The 14,541-nt window shown below is 68.4% G+C and carries 16 protein-coding genes; 11 read left to right on the top strand and 5 right to left on the bottom strand.

What is annotated here, in order from left to right:
* Nucleotides 1–80 precede the first annotated feature (80 nt).
* Entirely contained in the window at nucleotides 81–1,001 is a 921-nt protein-coding gene (locus HZI36_RS04905; RefSeq protein WP_179401823.1) for an EamA family transporter, read from the top strand.
* Here HZI36_RS04905 and HZI36_RS04910 read toward each other — a convergent pair.
* Nucleotides 949–2,511, bottom strand: coding sequence for an N-acetylmuramoyl-L-alanine amidase (locus HZI36_RS04910; RefSeq protein ID WP_179401513.1), 1,563 nt, complete (start codon nucleotides 2,509–2,511; stop codon nucleotides 949–951). The two genes, HZI36_RS04905 and HZI36_RS04910, sit on opposite strands and share 53 nt — an antisense overlap.
* Nucleotides 2,493–3,047 (bottom strand): tRNA (adenosine(37)-N6)-threonylcarbamoyltransferase complex ATPase subunit type 1 TsaE, encoded by a 555-nt coding sequence (gene tsaE, locus HZI36_RS04915; RefSeq protein WP_179401514.1) that lies wholly within the window; start codon nucleotides 3,045–3,047, stop codon nucleotides 2,493–2,495. Before tsaE ends, HZI36_RS04910 begins: the two co-directional genes overlap by 19 nt.
* Before the next feature lie 17 nt (nucleotides 3,048–3,064).
* Here tsaE and queG point away from each other — a divergent pair, with 17 nt between their 5' ends.
* From queG to plsY, 5 genes are all read left to right on the top strand, one after another.
* Complete coding sequence (gene queG, locus HZI36_RS04920; RefSeq protein WP_179401515.1) at nucleotides 3,065–4,357, top strand: tRNA epoxyqueuosine(34) reductase QueG; 1,293 nt, start codon at nucleotides 3,065–3,067, stop codon at nucleotides 4,355–4,357.
* Nucleotides 4,358–4,414: 57 nt separating this feature from the next.
* Nucleotides 4,415–4,885 carry a methylated-DNA--[protein]-cysteine S-methyltransferase gene (locus HZI36_RS04925; protein ID WP_179401516.1) on the top strand — a complete coding sequence of 157 codons (471 nt, stop codon included), beginning with the start codon at nucleotides 4,415–4,417 and terminating at the stop codon, nucleotides 4,883–4,885.
* Entirely contained in the window at nucleotides 4,882–5,829 is a 948-nt protein-coding gene (gene xerD / locus HZI36_RS04930; RefSeq protein WP_179401517.1) for a site-specific tyrosine recombinase XerD, read from the top strand. The genes HZI36_RS04925 and xerD overlap by 4 nt, the downstream gene beginning before the upstream one ends.
* Nucleotides 5,830–5,879: 50 nt before the next feature.
* Nucleotides 5,880–6,371: an aminoacyl-tRNA deacylase gene (locus HZI36_RS04935; protein ID WP_179401518.1), complete on the top strand. Its 492-nt coding sequence runs from the start codon at nucleotides 5,880–5,882 to the stop codon at nucleotides 6,369–6,371.
* Between the two features lie 122 nt (nucleotides 6,372–6,493).
* Nucleotides 6,494–7,132: a glycerol-3-phosphate 1-O-acyltransferase PlsY gene (plsY, locus tag HZI36_RS04940; protein WP_179401519.1), complete on the top strand. Its 639-nt coding sequence runs from the start codon at nucleotides 6,494–6,496 to the stop codon at nucleotides 7,130–7,132.
* 116 nt (nucleotides 7,133–7,248) lie between these two features.
* On the opposite strand, the gene HZI36_RS04945 is transcribed toward plsY, so the two are convergent.
* Nucleotides 7,249–7,734 (bottom strand): YajQ family cyclic di-GMP-binding protein, encoded by a 486-nt coding sequence (locus HZI36_RS04945; protein ID WP_179401520.1) that lies wholly within the window; start codon nucleotides 7,732–7,734, stop codon nucleotides 7,249–7,251.
* A 164-nt stretch (nucleotides 7,735–7,898) separates the two neighbouring features.
* Between HZI36_RS04945 and murB the strand changes: the two genes are divergently transcribed.
* From murB to HZI36_RS04960, 3 genes are read left to right on the top strand one after another with little or no spacing between them, the layout of a single operon-like run.
* On the top strand, nucleotides 7,899–8,948 hold the full coding sequence (gene murB / locus HZI36_RS04950; protein ID WP_246326967.1) for a UDP-N-acetylmuramate dehydrogenase: 1,050 nt from the start codon (nucleotides 7,899–7,901) through the stop codon (nucleotides 8,946–8,948).
* A 57-nt stretch (nucleotides 8,949–9,005) separates the two neighbouring features.
* Complete coding sequence (locus HZI36_RS04955) at nucleotides 9,006–9,392, top strand: ArsR/SmtB family transcription factor (protein ID WP_179401522.1); 387 nt, start codon at nucleotides 9,006–9,008, stop codon at nucleotides 9,390–9,392.
* The gene (locus tag HZI36_RS04960; RefSeq protein ID WP_179401523.1) at nucleotides 9,389–10,471 is read left to right on the top strand and encodes an SRPBCC domain-containing protein; all 1,083 of its coding nucleotides are present in this window, start codon (nucleotides 9,389–9,391) and stop codon (nucleotides 10,469–10,471) included. Before HZI36_RS04955 ends, HZI36_RS04960 begins: the two co-directional genes overlap by 4 nt.
* A gap of 128 nt (nucleotides 10,472–10,599) precedes the next feature.
* Here HZI36_RS04960 and argF read toward each other — a convergent pair whose 3' ends face one another.
* Nucleotides 10,600–11,529: an ornithine carbamoyltransferase gene (gene argF, locus HZI36_RS04965; RefSeq protein WP_179401524.1), complete on the bottom strand. Its 930-nt coding sequence runs from the start codon at nucleotides 11,527–11,529 to the stop codon at nucleotides 10,600–10,602.
* 364 nt (nucleotides 11,530–11,893) lie between these two features.
* Here argF and HZI36_RS04970 point away from each other — a divergent pair, with 364 nt between their 5' ends.
* A complete protein-coding gene (locus tag HZI36_RS04970; protein WP_179401525.1) occupies nucleotides 11,894–12,211 on the top strand; it encodes a DUF3579 domain-containing protein in 318 nt (105 codons plus the stop codon).
* A gap of 198 nt (nucleotides 12,212–12,409) precedes the next feature.
* Here the strand turns inward: HZI36_RS04970 and rpsT are convergent, their stop codons facing one another.
* Nucleotides 12,410–12,682 carry a 30S ribosomal protein S20 gene (gene rpsT / locus HZI36_RS04975; RefSeq protein ID WP_179401526.1) on the bottom strand — a complete coding sequence of 91 codons (273 nt, stop codon included), beginning with the start codon at nucleotides 12,680–12,682 and terminating at the stop codon, nucleotides 12,410–12,412.
* A 240-nt stretch (nucleotides 12,683–12,922) separates the two neighbouring features.
* On the opposite strand from rpsT, the gene murJ reads away from it, so the two are divergent.
* A complete protein-coding gene (murJ, locus tag HZI36_RS04980) occupies nucleotides 12,923–14,539 on the top strand; it encodes a murein biosynthesis integral membrane protein MurJ (protein ID WP_425485201.1) in 1,617 nt (538 codons plus the stop codon).
* Nucleotides 14,540–14,541: the final 2 nt, after the last annotated feature.

Below are 14,541 nucleotides of genomic sequence, written 5' to 3' on the forward strand. Positions count from 1 at the left end.
GCCGCGCGGGTTTCTGAAGCGTTCACCGAATCCCGGTAGACTGACCCGTTTCACGCCTGCGCACCGAGGAGACGACGATGATGGCCCCGAAGGATCTGCTGCTCGCACTCGTGGTGATTCTGGCCTGGGGCGTGAACTTCGTCGTGATCAAGGTCGGGCTGCACGGGATGCCGCCGATGCTGCTCGGCGCGCTGCGCTTCGTGTTCGCGGCGGTGCCGGCGGTGTTCTTCGTGCCGCGCCCGAAGATCTCGTGGCGGCTCCTGCTGCTGTACGGCGCGACGATCCAGCTCGGCCAGTTCGCGTTCCTGTTCACCGCGATGGCGGTCGGGATGCCGGCCGGGCTCGCATCGCTCGTGCTGCAGTCGCAGGCGTTCTTCACGCTCGTGTTCGCGACGCTGTTCCTCGGCGAGCGGATGCGCGCGCAGAACCTCGTCGGCCTCGCGATCGCGGCGGCCGGGCTCGCGGTGATCGCGACGGACGGCGGGCACGCGATGACGCTCGCGGGCTTCGCGCTGACGATCTGCGCGGCCGCGATGTGGGCGCTCGGCAACATCGTGACGAAGAAGCTCGGGCAGGCCGAGCTCGTATCGGTGATCGTGTGGGCGAGCCTCGTGCCGCCCGTGCCGTTCCTGCTGCTGTCGCTCGGGTTCGAGGGGCCGCGGCAGATCGTCGCCGCGCTCGGCTCGTTGACGCTGTCGTCGGTGTTCGCGGTCGCGTATCTCGCGTTCGTCGCGACGCTGCTCGGCTATGGGCTGTGGAGCCGGCTGCTGTCGCGCTATCCGGCCGCGCAGGTCGCGCAGCTCTCGCTGCTCGTGCCGATCGTCGGGCTCGCGTCGTCGTCGCTGCTGCTCGGCGAAGCGCTGACGCGCGCGCAACTCGCCGGCGCGGCGCTCGTGATGGGCGGGCTCGGGTTCAACGTGTTCGGCGGCAAGCTGCTGCGGCGCCGCGTCACGCCATCCGGTTCTTCGCGAGCGGCGGATTCGCGGCGAAATAGCGCTTGATCCCGCGGAAGATCGCGTCGGCCATCTGGTCGCGATAGCTTTCGTCGTTGAGCTTCGCTTCCTCTTCCGGATTGCTGATGAACGCGGTCTCGACGAGGATCGACGGAATGTCCGGCGCCTTCAGCACCGCGAACCCGGCCTGCTCGACCGAGCCCTTGTGCAGCTTGTTGATCGTGCCGACCTCTTTCAGCACGTAGCCGCCGTAGCGCAGCGAATCGCGGATCTGCGCGGTCGTCGACATGTCGAACAGCGCGCGGTTCACGGTCGCGTCCTGCGTCTTGACGTTGATCCCGCCGATCAGATCCGACGAGTTCTCCTTGTTCGCCATCCAGCGCGCGGCCGCGCTCGACGCGCCGTGCTCCGACAGCGCGAACACCGACGAGCCGCGCGCGGCCGGCGTCGTGAACGCGTCCGCGTGGATCGACACGAACAGATCCGCGCCGACGCGCCGCGCCTTCTGCACGCGCACGTTCAGCGGCACGAAGAAGTCCGCGTCGCGCGTCATCATCGCGCGCATGTTCGGCGCCGCGTCGATCTTCGCGCGCAGCCGCTTCGCGATGTCGAGCGCGACGTGCTTCTCGTACGTGCCGCCGCCGCCGATCGCGCCCGGATCCTCGCCGCCGTGGCCCGGATCGACCGCGACCGTCAACAGGCGCACGGTGCCGCCCTTGCCGGACTTCGGCGCGGTGAACGCGTACGCGTCGCTGCTGTCGCTGGCGTCGCCGCCGTCGTCCTTGCCGCCGTCGTTGTTGTTCGCGACGGCGGGGGGCGGCTTGACCGACGGCTTGACCGATGGCTTCGCGGGCGCCGCGGGCGCGCCGCCTGCCGCGGGCGGCGTGCGCGGCGCGGGCGTGTTCTGCGCGAAGCGCTGGAAGAACGCGTCGCTGCCGTCTGCGCCGGACGGCGGCGCGGCCGGGCCGTTGAGCGCGGTCGGCGGCTGAACCTGTTGCTGCGCGCGCGTGGCATCGTTGAGCTGCTGCTCCTTGCGCTCGGTCTGCGCGATCAGGTCGGTCAGCGGATCGGGCGCGACGGCCGGATACAGGTCGAACACGAGCCGGTAGCGGTAGGTGCCGACGGGCGGCAGCGTGAACACCTGCGGCTTCACCGAGCCCTTCAGGTCGAACACCATCCGCACGACGTGCGGCTGATACTGGCCGACGCGCACCGAGCGGATCTGCGGATCGTTCGGCGCGATCTTCGACACCAGATCGCGCAGCGCCTCGTCGAGATCGAGGCCGGTGAGGTCGACGACGAGGCGGTCGGGCGCCTGCAGCAGTTGCTGGCTGTTCTGCAGCGGCTGGTCGGATTCGATCGTGACGCGCGTGTAATCGCGCGCGGGCCACACGCGCACGCCGAGCACCGAGCTCGCATGCGCGAGCCGCGGCGCGACGAGGCCGAGCACCAGCGTCGACGCGCCCGCGCACAGGATCTGGCGGCGGCGCCAGTTGTGCGTCGCGGTGGCCGCCGATTCGATCGAGCGGAACGGTTTGATCAACATCTTTCGAGACATGCCTTTCCTGAAACGCTGTATGCCCGTGCGGTGAGGGCGCGGCCGTCGCCGTCCACGTCGAGCGATAACACGAGATCCGGGACGCCGAGCAGCGTGCCCGCCTGTTGCGGCCATTCGACGAGGCAGATCGCGCTGGAATTGAAATATTCGCGAAAGCCGGCGTCTGACCATTCGGCCGGATCGTTGAATCGATACAGATCGAAGTGATAGACCTCGAGTTCCCCGTCGTCGCGTTCGAGCGCGTACGGTTCGACGAGCGTGTAGGTCGGGCTGCGCACGCGGCCGCGATGGCCGAGGCCGCGCAGGATCGCGCGCACGACGGTGGTCTTGCCCGCGCCGAGGTCGCCGACGAGCTGGATCTGCAACCCGTCGAACGCGTGCGCGTGAAGGAGCGCGCCGCGCGTCGCGTCGAGCGCCTGCGCGAAGCGTGCGCCGAACGCGTGGGTCGCCGCCTCGTCGGGCAGCGCGATCGTGCGCTCCGCGAGCGCCGCGGGCAGCGCGGGCGTTTGAGGCAGGTGGCTGGGCGTGGCTGGCATTCTCGTAAAATAGTGCGATGAACCGATTACCGGAACGCGCCGCACCCGACACATCTTCGTCACATGACGAGGCGGTGTCGCCGCGCGTCCTCGACGAGACGGCGCTCGTCGCGCTCGCCGCACGCATCAGGGCATGGGGGCGCGAACTGGGTTTCGGGGCGATCGGCATCAGCGATACCGATCTCTCGGATGCCGAAGCGGGGCTCGCCGCCTGGCTCGAAGCCGGTTGCCACGGCGAAATGGATTATATGGCCAAACATGGGATGAAACGCGCGCGGCCGGCCGAACTTGTGGCCGGTACGCGACGCGTGATCTCCGCGCGGCTCGCGTATCTGCCGCGCGACACGCTCGCCGTGGACGCTCTCCCGGATGTACGTGCCGATGCCCGCACCGACGTCGCGACGGCCGCCGCCCAGACGGCCGCTGCCGTGCCGGCCGATCCCGCGCCGCGCGATTGGCGCGCACGCGAACTCGCGCGGCTCGACGATCCGCAGGCCGCGGTCGTGTCGATCTACGCGCGCGGCCGCGACTATCACAAGGTGCTGCGCAACCGCCTGCAGACGCTCGCCGAGCGCATCGAGCGCGAGATCGGCGGGTTCGGCTACCGCGTGTTCACCGATTCGGCGCCGGTGCTCGAGGTCGAGCTCGCGCAGAAGGCCGGTATCGGCTGGCGCGGCAAGCACACGCTGGTGCTGCAGCGCGACGCGGGCTCGCTGTTCTTCCTTGGTGAAATCTACGTCGATATACCGCTGCCGACCGATGCGCACACGTCGCCCGACACGGCGCCGCAGACGCCGGGCGCGCACTGCGGCAGCTGCACGCGCTGCATCGCCGCGTGCCCGACCGGCGCGATCGTCGCGCCGTATCGCGTCGATGCGCGGCGCTGCATCTCGTATCTGACGATCGAGCTGAAGGGCAGCATTCCGGAGGATCTGAGGCCGCTGATCGGCAACCGCGTGTACGGTTGCGACGACTGCCAGCTCGTCTGCCCGTGGAACAAGTTCGCGCAGGCCGCGCCCGTCGCCGATTTCGACGTGCGGCACGGGCTCGACCGCGCGACGCTCGTCGAGCTGTTCGGCTGGAGCGCCGCCGAGTTCGACGAGCGGATGCAGGGCAGCGCGATCCGCCGCATCGGCTACGCGTGCTGGCTGCGCAATCTCGCGGTCGGGCTCGGCAACGCGCTGCGCGCGCCGCGCGAGCGGCTGTCGCCGGCTGCGCGCGACGCGATCGTCGCCGCGCTGCGCGCGCGCGCCGCCGACGCGTCGCCGCTCGTGCGCGAGCACGTCGAGTGGGCGCTGCGCGCCGCGTGAGCACGGCGTAAACTGACGTTTGGGTATGACGTTCCGGTTCGTCTTGAGGAGACAACGATGTTCGATGCAGTGATCGACGCGCCGTTCGGCAAGATCGGCATTCGCACGGATGCGTCGGTGGTGCGGGAGATCGTCTATCTGCCCGATTCGGTGAAGAGCATCGCGCCGGCCTCGCCGCTCGCGAAGCGCACCGCGCAGCAGATCGAGCGCTATTTCGAGCGCGCGTCCGCGACGTTCGACCTGCCGCTCGCCGACGTCGGCACCGCGTTCCAGCATCGCGTGTGGGATGCGATCAGCGCGATTCCGCCCGGCGTCGTGCTGACCTACGGCCAGCTCGCGAAGCAGATCGGCAGCGCGCCGCGCGCGGTCGGCCAGGCGTGCGGCGCGAACTATTTTCCGCTCGTGATTCCGTGCCATCGCGTCGTCGCGTCGGGCGGGATCGGCGGCTTCGCGAATCACGACGGCGACGGCTACTTCGTGAAGGTCAAGCGCTGGCTGCTCGCGCACGAGGGCGTGCCGTACCAATGAGCGAGCCGTTGCTTTCAGAGGAAGACCGCGACGCGCTCGACGCGTCGCCCGCGTTCGTCGCGAGCCGCGCGTCGATCGACGCGTTCTGCGATGCGATGTGGCTCGAGCACGGGCTCGCGCGCAACACGCTCGACGCGTACCGGCGCGATCTGGCGCTGTTTTCTCAGTGGCTCGCGCGCACGCACGACACGGCGCTCGACGCCGTCACGCAGACGATGGTCGAGCGCTACATCGCGGCGCGCAGCGACGGCAAGGCGACGTCGTCGAACCGGCGCCTGTCGGTGTTCCGCCGCTACTACGGCTGGGCGATACGCGAGCATCGCGCGGCCGCCGATCCGACGCTGCGCGTGGTGTCGGCGAAGCAGGCGGCGCGCTTTCCGTCGACGCTGTCCGAAGCCCAGGTCGACGCGCTGCTCGGCGCGCCCGACGTCGATACGCCGCTCGGGCTGCGTGACCGCACGATGCTCGAGCTGATGTACGCGAGCGGGCTGCGCGTGAGCGAGCTCGTCACGCTGAAGACGGTCGAGGTCGGCCTGAACGACGGCGTCGTGCGCGTGATGGGGAAGGGCTCGAAGGAGCGGCTCGTGCCGTTCGGCGAGGTCGCCGCCGACTGGATCACGCGCTATCTGCGCGACGCGCGGCCCGCGCTGCTCGGTGCGCGCGCGGCCGACGCGCTGTTCGTCACCGGCCGTGGCGACGGGATGACGCGCCAGCAGTTCTGGAACATCATCAAGCGCCACGCGCAGGCGGCCGACGTGCGCACGCACCTGTCGCCGCACACGCTGCGCCACGCGTTCGCGACGCATCTGCTGAACCACGGCGCCGATCTGCGCGTCGTGCAGCTGCTGCTCGGGCACAGCGACATCTCGACGACGCAGATCTACACGCACGTCGCGCGCGAGCGGCTGAGGACGCTGCATGCGAAGCACCATCCCCGCGCATAGCGCGACGATGCGCGCGCGGTTTCGGCGCGTTCGCCGTTAAAATCCCGCCCATGAGCAAAACCCGACACGTGTCCGAAACGCCCGCGACCCAGCTATTGCGCCGCCATCGCGTCGCGTTCGGCGAGCATCCGTACGAATACGTCGAGCATGGCGGCACCGGCGAATCGGCGCGCCAGCTCGGCGTCGACGAGCACATCGTCGTGAAGACGCTCGTGATGGAGGACGAGCACGCGAAACCGCTGATCGTGCTAATGCACGGCGACCGCACGGTGTCGACGAAGAACCTCGCGCGGCAGATCGGCGCGAAGCGCGTCGAGCCGTGCAAGCCGGACGTCGCGAACCGGCACTCGGGCTATCTGGTCGGCGGCACGTCGCCGTTCGGCACGCGCAAGGCGATGCCCGTCTACGTCGAATCGACGGTCCTCGCGTTGCCGACGATCTACCTGAACGGCGGCCGGCGCGGCTATCTGGTCAGCCTCGACCCGGCGGTGCTGACGGCGCTGCTCGGCGCGAAGCCGGTGCAATGCGCGAGCGTCGAGTGACGCGCGCGATCCGGCCGGCCGCGGCTTCGGTAGAATGAGCGCCGCATTGGTCACGCCACGCCGCGCCGGGCCGCACCGCGCGGCCGTCCTTCCCCCAATATGTTGAAAGAAGAGTCCTTCGCATGCAGATCCTGCTCGTCGCCCTCGCTGCCTATCTGATCGGCTCGGTGTCGTTCGCCGTCGTCGTCAGCGCCGCGATGGGTCTCGCCGATCCCCGCTCGTACGGATCGAAGAACCCCGGCGCCACCAACGTGCTGCGCAGCGGCAACAAGAAGGCGGCGATCCTGACGCTCGCCGGCGACGCGTTCAAGGGCTGGTTCGCCGTCTGGCTCGCGAGGCGCTTCGGCTTCGGCGACGTCGCGCTCGCGTGGGCCGCGATCGCGGTGTTCCTCGGCCATCTGTATCCGGTGTTCTTCCGCTTCCAGGGCGGCAAGGGCGTCGCGACGGCGGCCGGCGTGCTGCTCGCGGTGAGCCCGGTGCTCGGCGTCGCGACGCTGCTGACCTGGCTGATCGTCGCGTTCTTCTTCCGCTATTCGTCGCTCGCCGCGCTGTGCGCGGCCGTGTTCGCGCCGGTGTTCGACGTGTTCCTGTTCGGCACGCGGCACAATCCGGTTGCATGGGCGGTGCTCGCGATGAGCGCGCTGCTGATCTGGCGCCACCGCGCGAATATCCGCAAGCTGCTCGCCGGCGAAGAGAGCCGGATCGGCGAAAAGAAGAAGGGGGGCGCCGACGGCCAGACGCCGGACGGCGGGCGGGCCTGACCGCGCAAGCGCGGCGCGCTCGCGCGTGATCGGCCGCGCCGGATGAGGAAACGGGTGGGCCGGCCGCGCCGGATGAGGAAACGTGGGGCCGGCTGCGCCGGCCCGCCCCGCGACGCTCAGTCGCGGAAGTTGTTGAAGTCGAGCGGCGTGTCGGTCACGTCCTTGCGCAGCATCGCGATCACGCTCTGCAGATCGTCGCGCTTCGTGCCGGCCACGCGCACCGCGTCGCCCTGGATGCTCGCCTGCACCTTGATCTTGCTGTCCTTCACGAGTTTCACGATCTTCTTCGCGAGATCGCCGGACACGCCTTTCTTCACCGTCACGACCTGCTTGACCTTGTCGCCACCGATCTTCTCGACCTTCCCGTAATCGAGGAAGCGCACGTCGACGTTGCGCTTGGCCATCTTGCCGAGCAGCACGTCGGTGACCTGGCCGAGCTTGAAGTCGTCGTCGGCGAACAGCGTCAGCTCGCGCTCCTTCTGCTCGACGCGCGCGTCGGAGCCCTTGAAATCGAAGCGCGTCGAAATCTCCTTGTTCGACTGCTCGATGGCGTTCTTCACTTCGATCATGTTCGCTTCGCTGACGACGTCGAACGATGGCATGGCATTCTCCCTTCGAAACGTGCGGGCCCGGCTCGTGCGCGGGCGCTCGCTATAATGGCGGACTGTCCGCCATTTTACCGGTAGCCCCCTCGTTTGCCCAAGGCCGCCCGCCGCCCGCCGCTCGTTTCGCGCCGGCCGGGCTGCTTCATTCCGATTGCCGCAGATTGCCGATGTCCGACGCCGATTCCGCCCTGACGCTGCTCCCCGACTACCCGCTGCGCGCGCACAACACGTTCGGCTTCGACGTGCGCGCGCGCTTCGCCGCGCGCATCGCGCACGCCGCGCAGTTCGACGCGCTCCATCGCGACGCGCGCATCGCGCATCTGCCGCGGCTCGTGCTGGGCGGTGGCAGCAACGTCGTGTTCACGCGCGACTTCGACGGCGTCGTGCTGATCGACGAGATCGCCGGCCGCCGCGCCGTGCGCGAGGACGGCGACGCGTGGCTCGTCGAGGCGGGCGGCGGCGAGAACTGGCACGCGTTCGTCGCCTGGACGCTCGAGCACGGGATGCCGGGCCTCGAGAACCTCGCGCTGATTCCGGGCACGGTCGGCGCGGCGCCGATCCAGAACATCGGCGCGTACGGGCTCGAGATGAAGACGTACTTCGATTCGCTCGTCGCGATCGAGCTCGCGACGGGTCGAAGCGAGCGCTTCGACGCCGCGCGCTGCGCGTTCGGCTATCGCGACAGCTTCTTCAAGCGCGAAGGGCGAGCGCGGTTCGCGATCGTGTCGGTGACGTTCCGGCTGCCGAAGCGCTGGACGCCGCGGCTCGGCTACGCGGACGTCGCGCGCGAGCTCGACGCGCGCGGGATCGCGCCCGCCGACGCGGCGCCGCGCGACGTGTTCGACGCGGTCGTCGCGATCCGTCGCGCGAAGCTGCCGGATCCGCTCGCGCTCGGCAACGCGGGCAGCTTCTTCAAGAACCCGGTGATCGACGCCGCGCAGTTCGACGCGCTGCGCGCGCACGCACCGGATGTCGTGTCGTACCCGCAGCCGGACGGCCGTGTGAAGCTCGCGGCCGGCTGGCTGATCGACCTCTGCGGCTGGAAGGGGCGCGCGCTCGGCGCGGCGGCGGTGCACGACCGGCAGGCGCTCGTGCTCGTCAATCGCGGCGGCGCGACCGGCGCGGACGTGCTCGCGCTCGCGCACGCGATCCAGCGCGACGTGAAGGAGCGCTTCGGCGTCGAGCTCGAGCCGGAGCCGCTCTGCGTCTGAGGCCGGCGGCGTCGCATTTTCCTTGAACTTCATTTAACCTTGAGGTTAAATGAAGTCATGCGATCGACACCCGACTCCCTTTCCGCCGTATTCGCCGCGCTGGCCGACCCGACCCGCCGCGCGATCCTGGTCCGTCTGGCGGAGGGCGCGGCGCCTGTCGGCGAGCTCGCGCGGCCGTTCGACATGTCGGCGCCGGCGATCTCGAAGCATCTGCGCGTGCTGTCGGACGCCGGCCTGATCGAGCGGGAGGTCAACGCGCGCTGGCGGATCTGCCGGCTGCGTGCGGACGGGATGCGCGATGCGCACGACTGGCTCGAAACCTATCGGCAATTCTGGGAAGACAGCCTCGATCGCCTGAAAGTGTTTGTCGAAGCGTCGTCCGGCGCCGGGCAGGACGCCGCCGCCGTGCCGGACACGCGTTCACCGCAACGGGAGAAGCCATGAGTCAAGCCGCGACGTTTCATCTGGAATTGCACCGCTTCATTCGCGCGCCGCGCGAGCGCGTGTTCGACGCGTTCACGAACGAAACCGCGCTCGCGGCCTGGCACTGCCCGCGCGGGATGACCGTGATCGAGGCGAGCGCCGACGCGCGCGTCGGCGGCCGATACCGCATCGTGATGGGCACACGCGAGGGATCGCGGCACATCGTGGTCGGCGAATATCAGAAGGTCGATCGCGTCGACTTTCTCGCGTACACGTGGGCATGGGAGTCGGGCTCGATGCCGCCCGAGCTGAAGACGCTGATCGAAGTCACGTTCACCGACAAGGACGGCGGCACCGATCTGCACATGCGCCACAGCGGCTTTCCGAGCACGCAGGCGCGCGATTCGCACATGGGCGGCTGGCAGTCGGTGTTCAACCGGCTCAGCGATCTGCTCGATCCGGCGGGCAGCGCGGGCACGGTCCGCGTGATCGGCGACACGCGCAGCACTTACGTCCGCACGGTACGGATGGCGCTCGCGGAGAAGGGCGTCGCGTACACGCTCGATCCGGCGCCGCCGCATTCGCCGGACGTGCTCGCGCACAACCCGTTCGGGCGCATTCCGGCGTTCTGCGACGGGCCGGTGTCGTTCTACGAGACGCGCGCGATCCTCGCCTACGTCGACGAGGCGTTCGACGGCCCGAGCCTGCTGCCGCAATGGGGCGCGACCGCGCATGCGCGCGGCGAGCAGTGGATCAGCCTCGTCAACTGCCACGCGTACGACGCGATGGTGCGCCGCTACGTGCTGCAGTACGTGTTCCCGAAGGGCGAGAACGGCCAGCCCGATCGCGCGGTCATCGACGCGGCGCTGCCCGACATCGACGCGCAGCTTCAGGCGTTCGACGGCGCGTACGGCGAGCGCGACTATCTGGTCGGCACCGAGCGCTCGATGGCGGATCTGTTCCTGGCGCCGATCCTCGCGTACGTCGAGATGTTCCCGGAAGGCGCCGCGCTGCTCGGCAAGTATCCGAACGTGCGGCGCGCGCAGGCGGCGATCCGCGCGCGGTCGAGCTTCGCCGAGACGCAGCCGGTGCTCGGCTGAGCGGCGCGCCGCGCCGCGCAAACGAAAAGCGCCGATCGACGATCGGCGCTTTCGCGGTTCTTTCGCGCGCGTGACGTGCGCGTCACGTGCGCTTGATACGTGCTTGATACGCGCTTGATACGCGCGGATCAGTGCTTGAGCTTGCCGAGCAGCAGGAACTCCATCAACGCCTTCTGCACGTGCAGGCGGTTCTCCGCTTCGTCCCACACGACGCTCTGCGGCCCGTCGATCACGCCGGCCGTCACTTCCTCGCCGCGGTGCGCGGGCAGGCAGTGCATGAAGAGCGCGTCGGGGTTCGCGTGGCCCATCATCTCCTCGTCGACGCACCAGTCGGCGAACGCCTTCATCCGCGCCTCGTTCTCGGCCTCGAAGCCCATGCTGGTCCACACGTCGGTCGTCACGAGGTCGGCGCCGTTGCATGCCTCGTTCGGATCGTCGAACACCTCGTAGCACGACGCGCTGCCGGGCGCGACGAGCTTCATGTCGAGCCCGTAGCCGGGCGGCGTCGACAGGCGCAGCTTGAAGCCGAGGATCTGCGCGGCCTCGATCCACGTATAGAGCATGTTGTTCGCGTCGCCGACCCACGCGACCGTCTTGCCGCGAATCGGGCCGCGATGCTCGTAGTACGTGAAGATGTCGGCGAGCACCTGGCACGGGTGGAACTCGTTCGTCAGGCCGTTGATCACCGGCACGCGCGAATTCTCGGCGAAGCGCTGGATCACGTCCTGCTCGAACGTGCGGATCATGATGATGTCGACCATCCGCGAGATCACCTGCGCGGAATCCTCGACGGGCTCGCCGCGGCCGAGCTGCGTATCGCGCGTGCTCATGAACACCGCGTGGCCGCCGAGCTGGAAGATCCCGGCCTCGAACGACAGGCGCGTGCGCGTCGAGCTCTTCTCGAAGATCATCGCGAGCGTGCGGTCGTGCAGCGGGTGATAGGTCTCGTAGTTCTTGAACTTGCGCTTCAGGATTCCCGTGCGTTCGAGCACGTACTCGTAGTCTTCCAGCGAGAAATCCTTGAACTGCAGGTAGTGACGAATGGTTTTGGCGGTCATGAAACGAAATACGGCGGACTCAGCCGGCCGACGGGCCGGACGGCGCCGCCGTCGGGTGTGATAACTGCAGGCAGCATAAAGGATTTCGGCGCCTTTGACGAGCCGGGGCGGGCCCCGAGCGGCCGCGCGGTGACGCCGCGCGATGGCGCGCTGCGGTATAATTTCGAGGTTTTTTCGAGCCCGGCAGGCGAGCCCCTATCCGGTCTGCCTGACGTAATCACGCGGCAATCATCCGAGCGCGCCGCACTGCACAATCGCGGTGCGCCACGCACGCCGGCGGCCCATCCGCGCCGCCTTCCGCATTGCGTTCTCGTGCGCGGGCGACCCCGCTCGCGCACCGCCGGTGCCGTCACTTGGGAACCTCATGGCTGACACTGCGCCGACCGAATACTTCATACAAGGCATCACGAAATCCGGGAAAACGTTTCGGCCGAGCGACTGGTCGGAGCGCCTGGCCGGCGTGATGTCGTGTTTCGGGCCGGGCGCGAGCGGGCCGAATGCGCGGCTGCAGTATTCGCTGTACGTGCGGCCGATCCTGCTCGGCGCGACGAAGTGCGTGATCGTCGATTCCCGTCTGCGCGACATCGAGCCGATGGCGTTCGATTTCGTGATGAACTTCGCGAAGGACAACGAGCTCGTCGTCACCGAGGCGTGCGAGCTGCCCGACTACGGGAAGAAATGAGACGCGGCCGGCGCGCGGTGACGCGCGCCGCGCGTCGGCATATCGGCCGGTGGCGGCCACGAAATAGCCCGCGCAAGTGGGCTTGATCACAGAAAAGCCCGCGGAAGCGGGCTTGGTCATAAAAAAGCCCGCTTGCGCGGGCTTTTTCGTCGATCGCAGGAAACAGGGGCGCCCGCGCGAGGCGGGCACACCGGATGTTTACTGCGCGGCCTGCAGGCCCTTGACGGCTGCGGCGAGGCGGCTCTTGTTGCGAGCGGCCTTGTTCTTGTGGACGATCTTCTTGTCGGCGATCGTGTCGATCGTCTTCGTCGCGAGCTTGAACAGCTCGGCGGCCTTGTCCTTGTCGCCGGCTTCGACAGCCTTGCGGACGGCCTTGATCGCGGTGCGGAATTTCGAGCGCAGCGCCGAGTTGTGCGAGTTTGCCTTCGCGGCCTGGCGGGCGCGCTTGCGTGCTTGTGCGGAGTTAGCCATGACGGTTCCTTATCCTGTCCTGTTCCCAGAGCTTGGAGCCTGACGGCCAAGCGCTGCTTGTCGATCTGACCCCTGAGAACGATTGCCCAGGAGCGCATCAAAAAAACGTTGGTTTTAACCGAGGCCCGGCATGCATGACGCCATACAGACGCATAGGTCGCGCATATGACAGGCTCAGAAACCGGCGATTATAGCAACAAAATCAAGCAGGTGGCAAGCCGGGCGTGAGCCGCATGCAGCATGCGGGTGCCGCGGCCGGGCGCGTTTCGTCGTCGGGCCGCTCAACGTCCGTATAATAAGCGCCCCATGAATCTATTCCGAGCCCTGCTGACGGTCAGCGGCTTCACGCTGCTGTCGCGCGTGACCGGTCTGGCCCGCGAGACGCTGATCGCCCGTGCGTTCGGTGCCAGTCAATACACCGACGCGTTCTACGTCGCGTTCCGCATCCCGAACCTGCTGCGCCGCCTGTCCGCCGAAGGCGCGTTCTCGCAGGCGTTCGTGCCGATCCTCGCCGAGTTCAAGACCCAGAAGGGGCACGACGCGACGAAGGCGCTCGTCGACGCGATGTCGACCGTGCTCGCGTGGGCGCTCGCCGCGCTGTCGGTCGTCGGGGTTGTCGGCGCGACGTGGGTCGTGTACGCGGTCGCGTCGGGCCTGCGCGCCGACGGCCAGGCGTTCCCGCTCGCCGTCACGATGACGCGGATCATGTTCCCGTACATCGTGCTCATTTCGCTGACGACGCTCGCGTCCGGCGTGCTGAACACGTACAAGAACTTCTCGCTGCCCGCGTTCGCGCCGATGCTGCTGAACGTCGCGTTCATCCTCGCGGCCGTGTTCGTCGCGCCGCACATGAAGGTGCCGGTGTACGCGCTCGCCTGGGCGGTGATGGTCGGCGGCGTGCTGCAGTTCATCGTGCAGCTGCCCGGCCTCAAGAAGATCGACATGGTGCCGCTGATCGGCCTCAACCCGGCGCGCGCGCTGCGCCATCCCGGCGTGAAGCGCGTGCTCGCGAAGATGGTGCCCGCGACGTTCGCGGTGTCCGTCGCGCAGCTTTCGCTGATCATCAACACGAACATCGCGTCGCGGCTCGGGCAGGGCGCGGTGTCGTGGATCAACTACGCGGACCGGCTGATGGAGTTCCCGACCGCGCTGCTAGGCGTCGCGCTCAGCACGATCCTGCTGCCGAGCCTGTCGAAGGCGCACGTCGACGCGGATACGACCGAATATTCGGCGTTGCTCGACTGGGGGCTGCGCGTGACGTTCCTGCTCGCCGCGCCGAGCGCGCTCGGGCTGTTCTTCTTCGCGGCGCCGCTGACGGCGACGCTGTTCAACTACGGGAAGTTCGACGCGTATACGGTCACGATGGTCGCGCGCGCGCTCGCGACGTACGGGGTCGGGCTGCTCGGGATCATCCTGATCAAGATCCTCGCGCCGGGTTTCTATGCGAAGCAGGACATCAAGACGCCGGTGAAGATCGCGGTCGGCGTGCTCATCGTCACGCAGCTGTCGAACTACGTGTTCGTGCCGCTGCTCGGCCATGCGGGGCTCACGTTCAGCATCGGCGTCGGCGCGTGCCTGAACTCGATCCTGCTGTTCGTGGGGCTGCGCCGGCGCGGGATCTACCATCCGTCGCCGGGCTGGCTGCGCTTTTTCGTGCAGCTCGCCGGCGCGTCGCTGGTGCTCGCGGGCACGATGCACTGGCTCGCGATCAGCTTCGACTGGACCGGCATGCGCGCGCAGCCGCTCGCGCGGATCGCGCTGATGGGCTCGTGCCTCGTGCTGTTCGCGGCGCTCTATTTCGGTATGCTGTGGGCGATGGGCTTCAAATACGCCTACTTCAGAAGGCGTGCCAAGTGATG

This window comes from Burkholderia guangdongensis (assembly GCF_013403875.1).
In the GTDB taxonomy this organism is placed as follows: Bacteria; Pseudomonadota; Gammaproteobacteria; order Burkholderiales; family Burkholderiaceae; genus Burkholderia; species Burkholderia guangdongensis.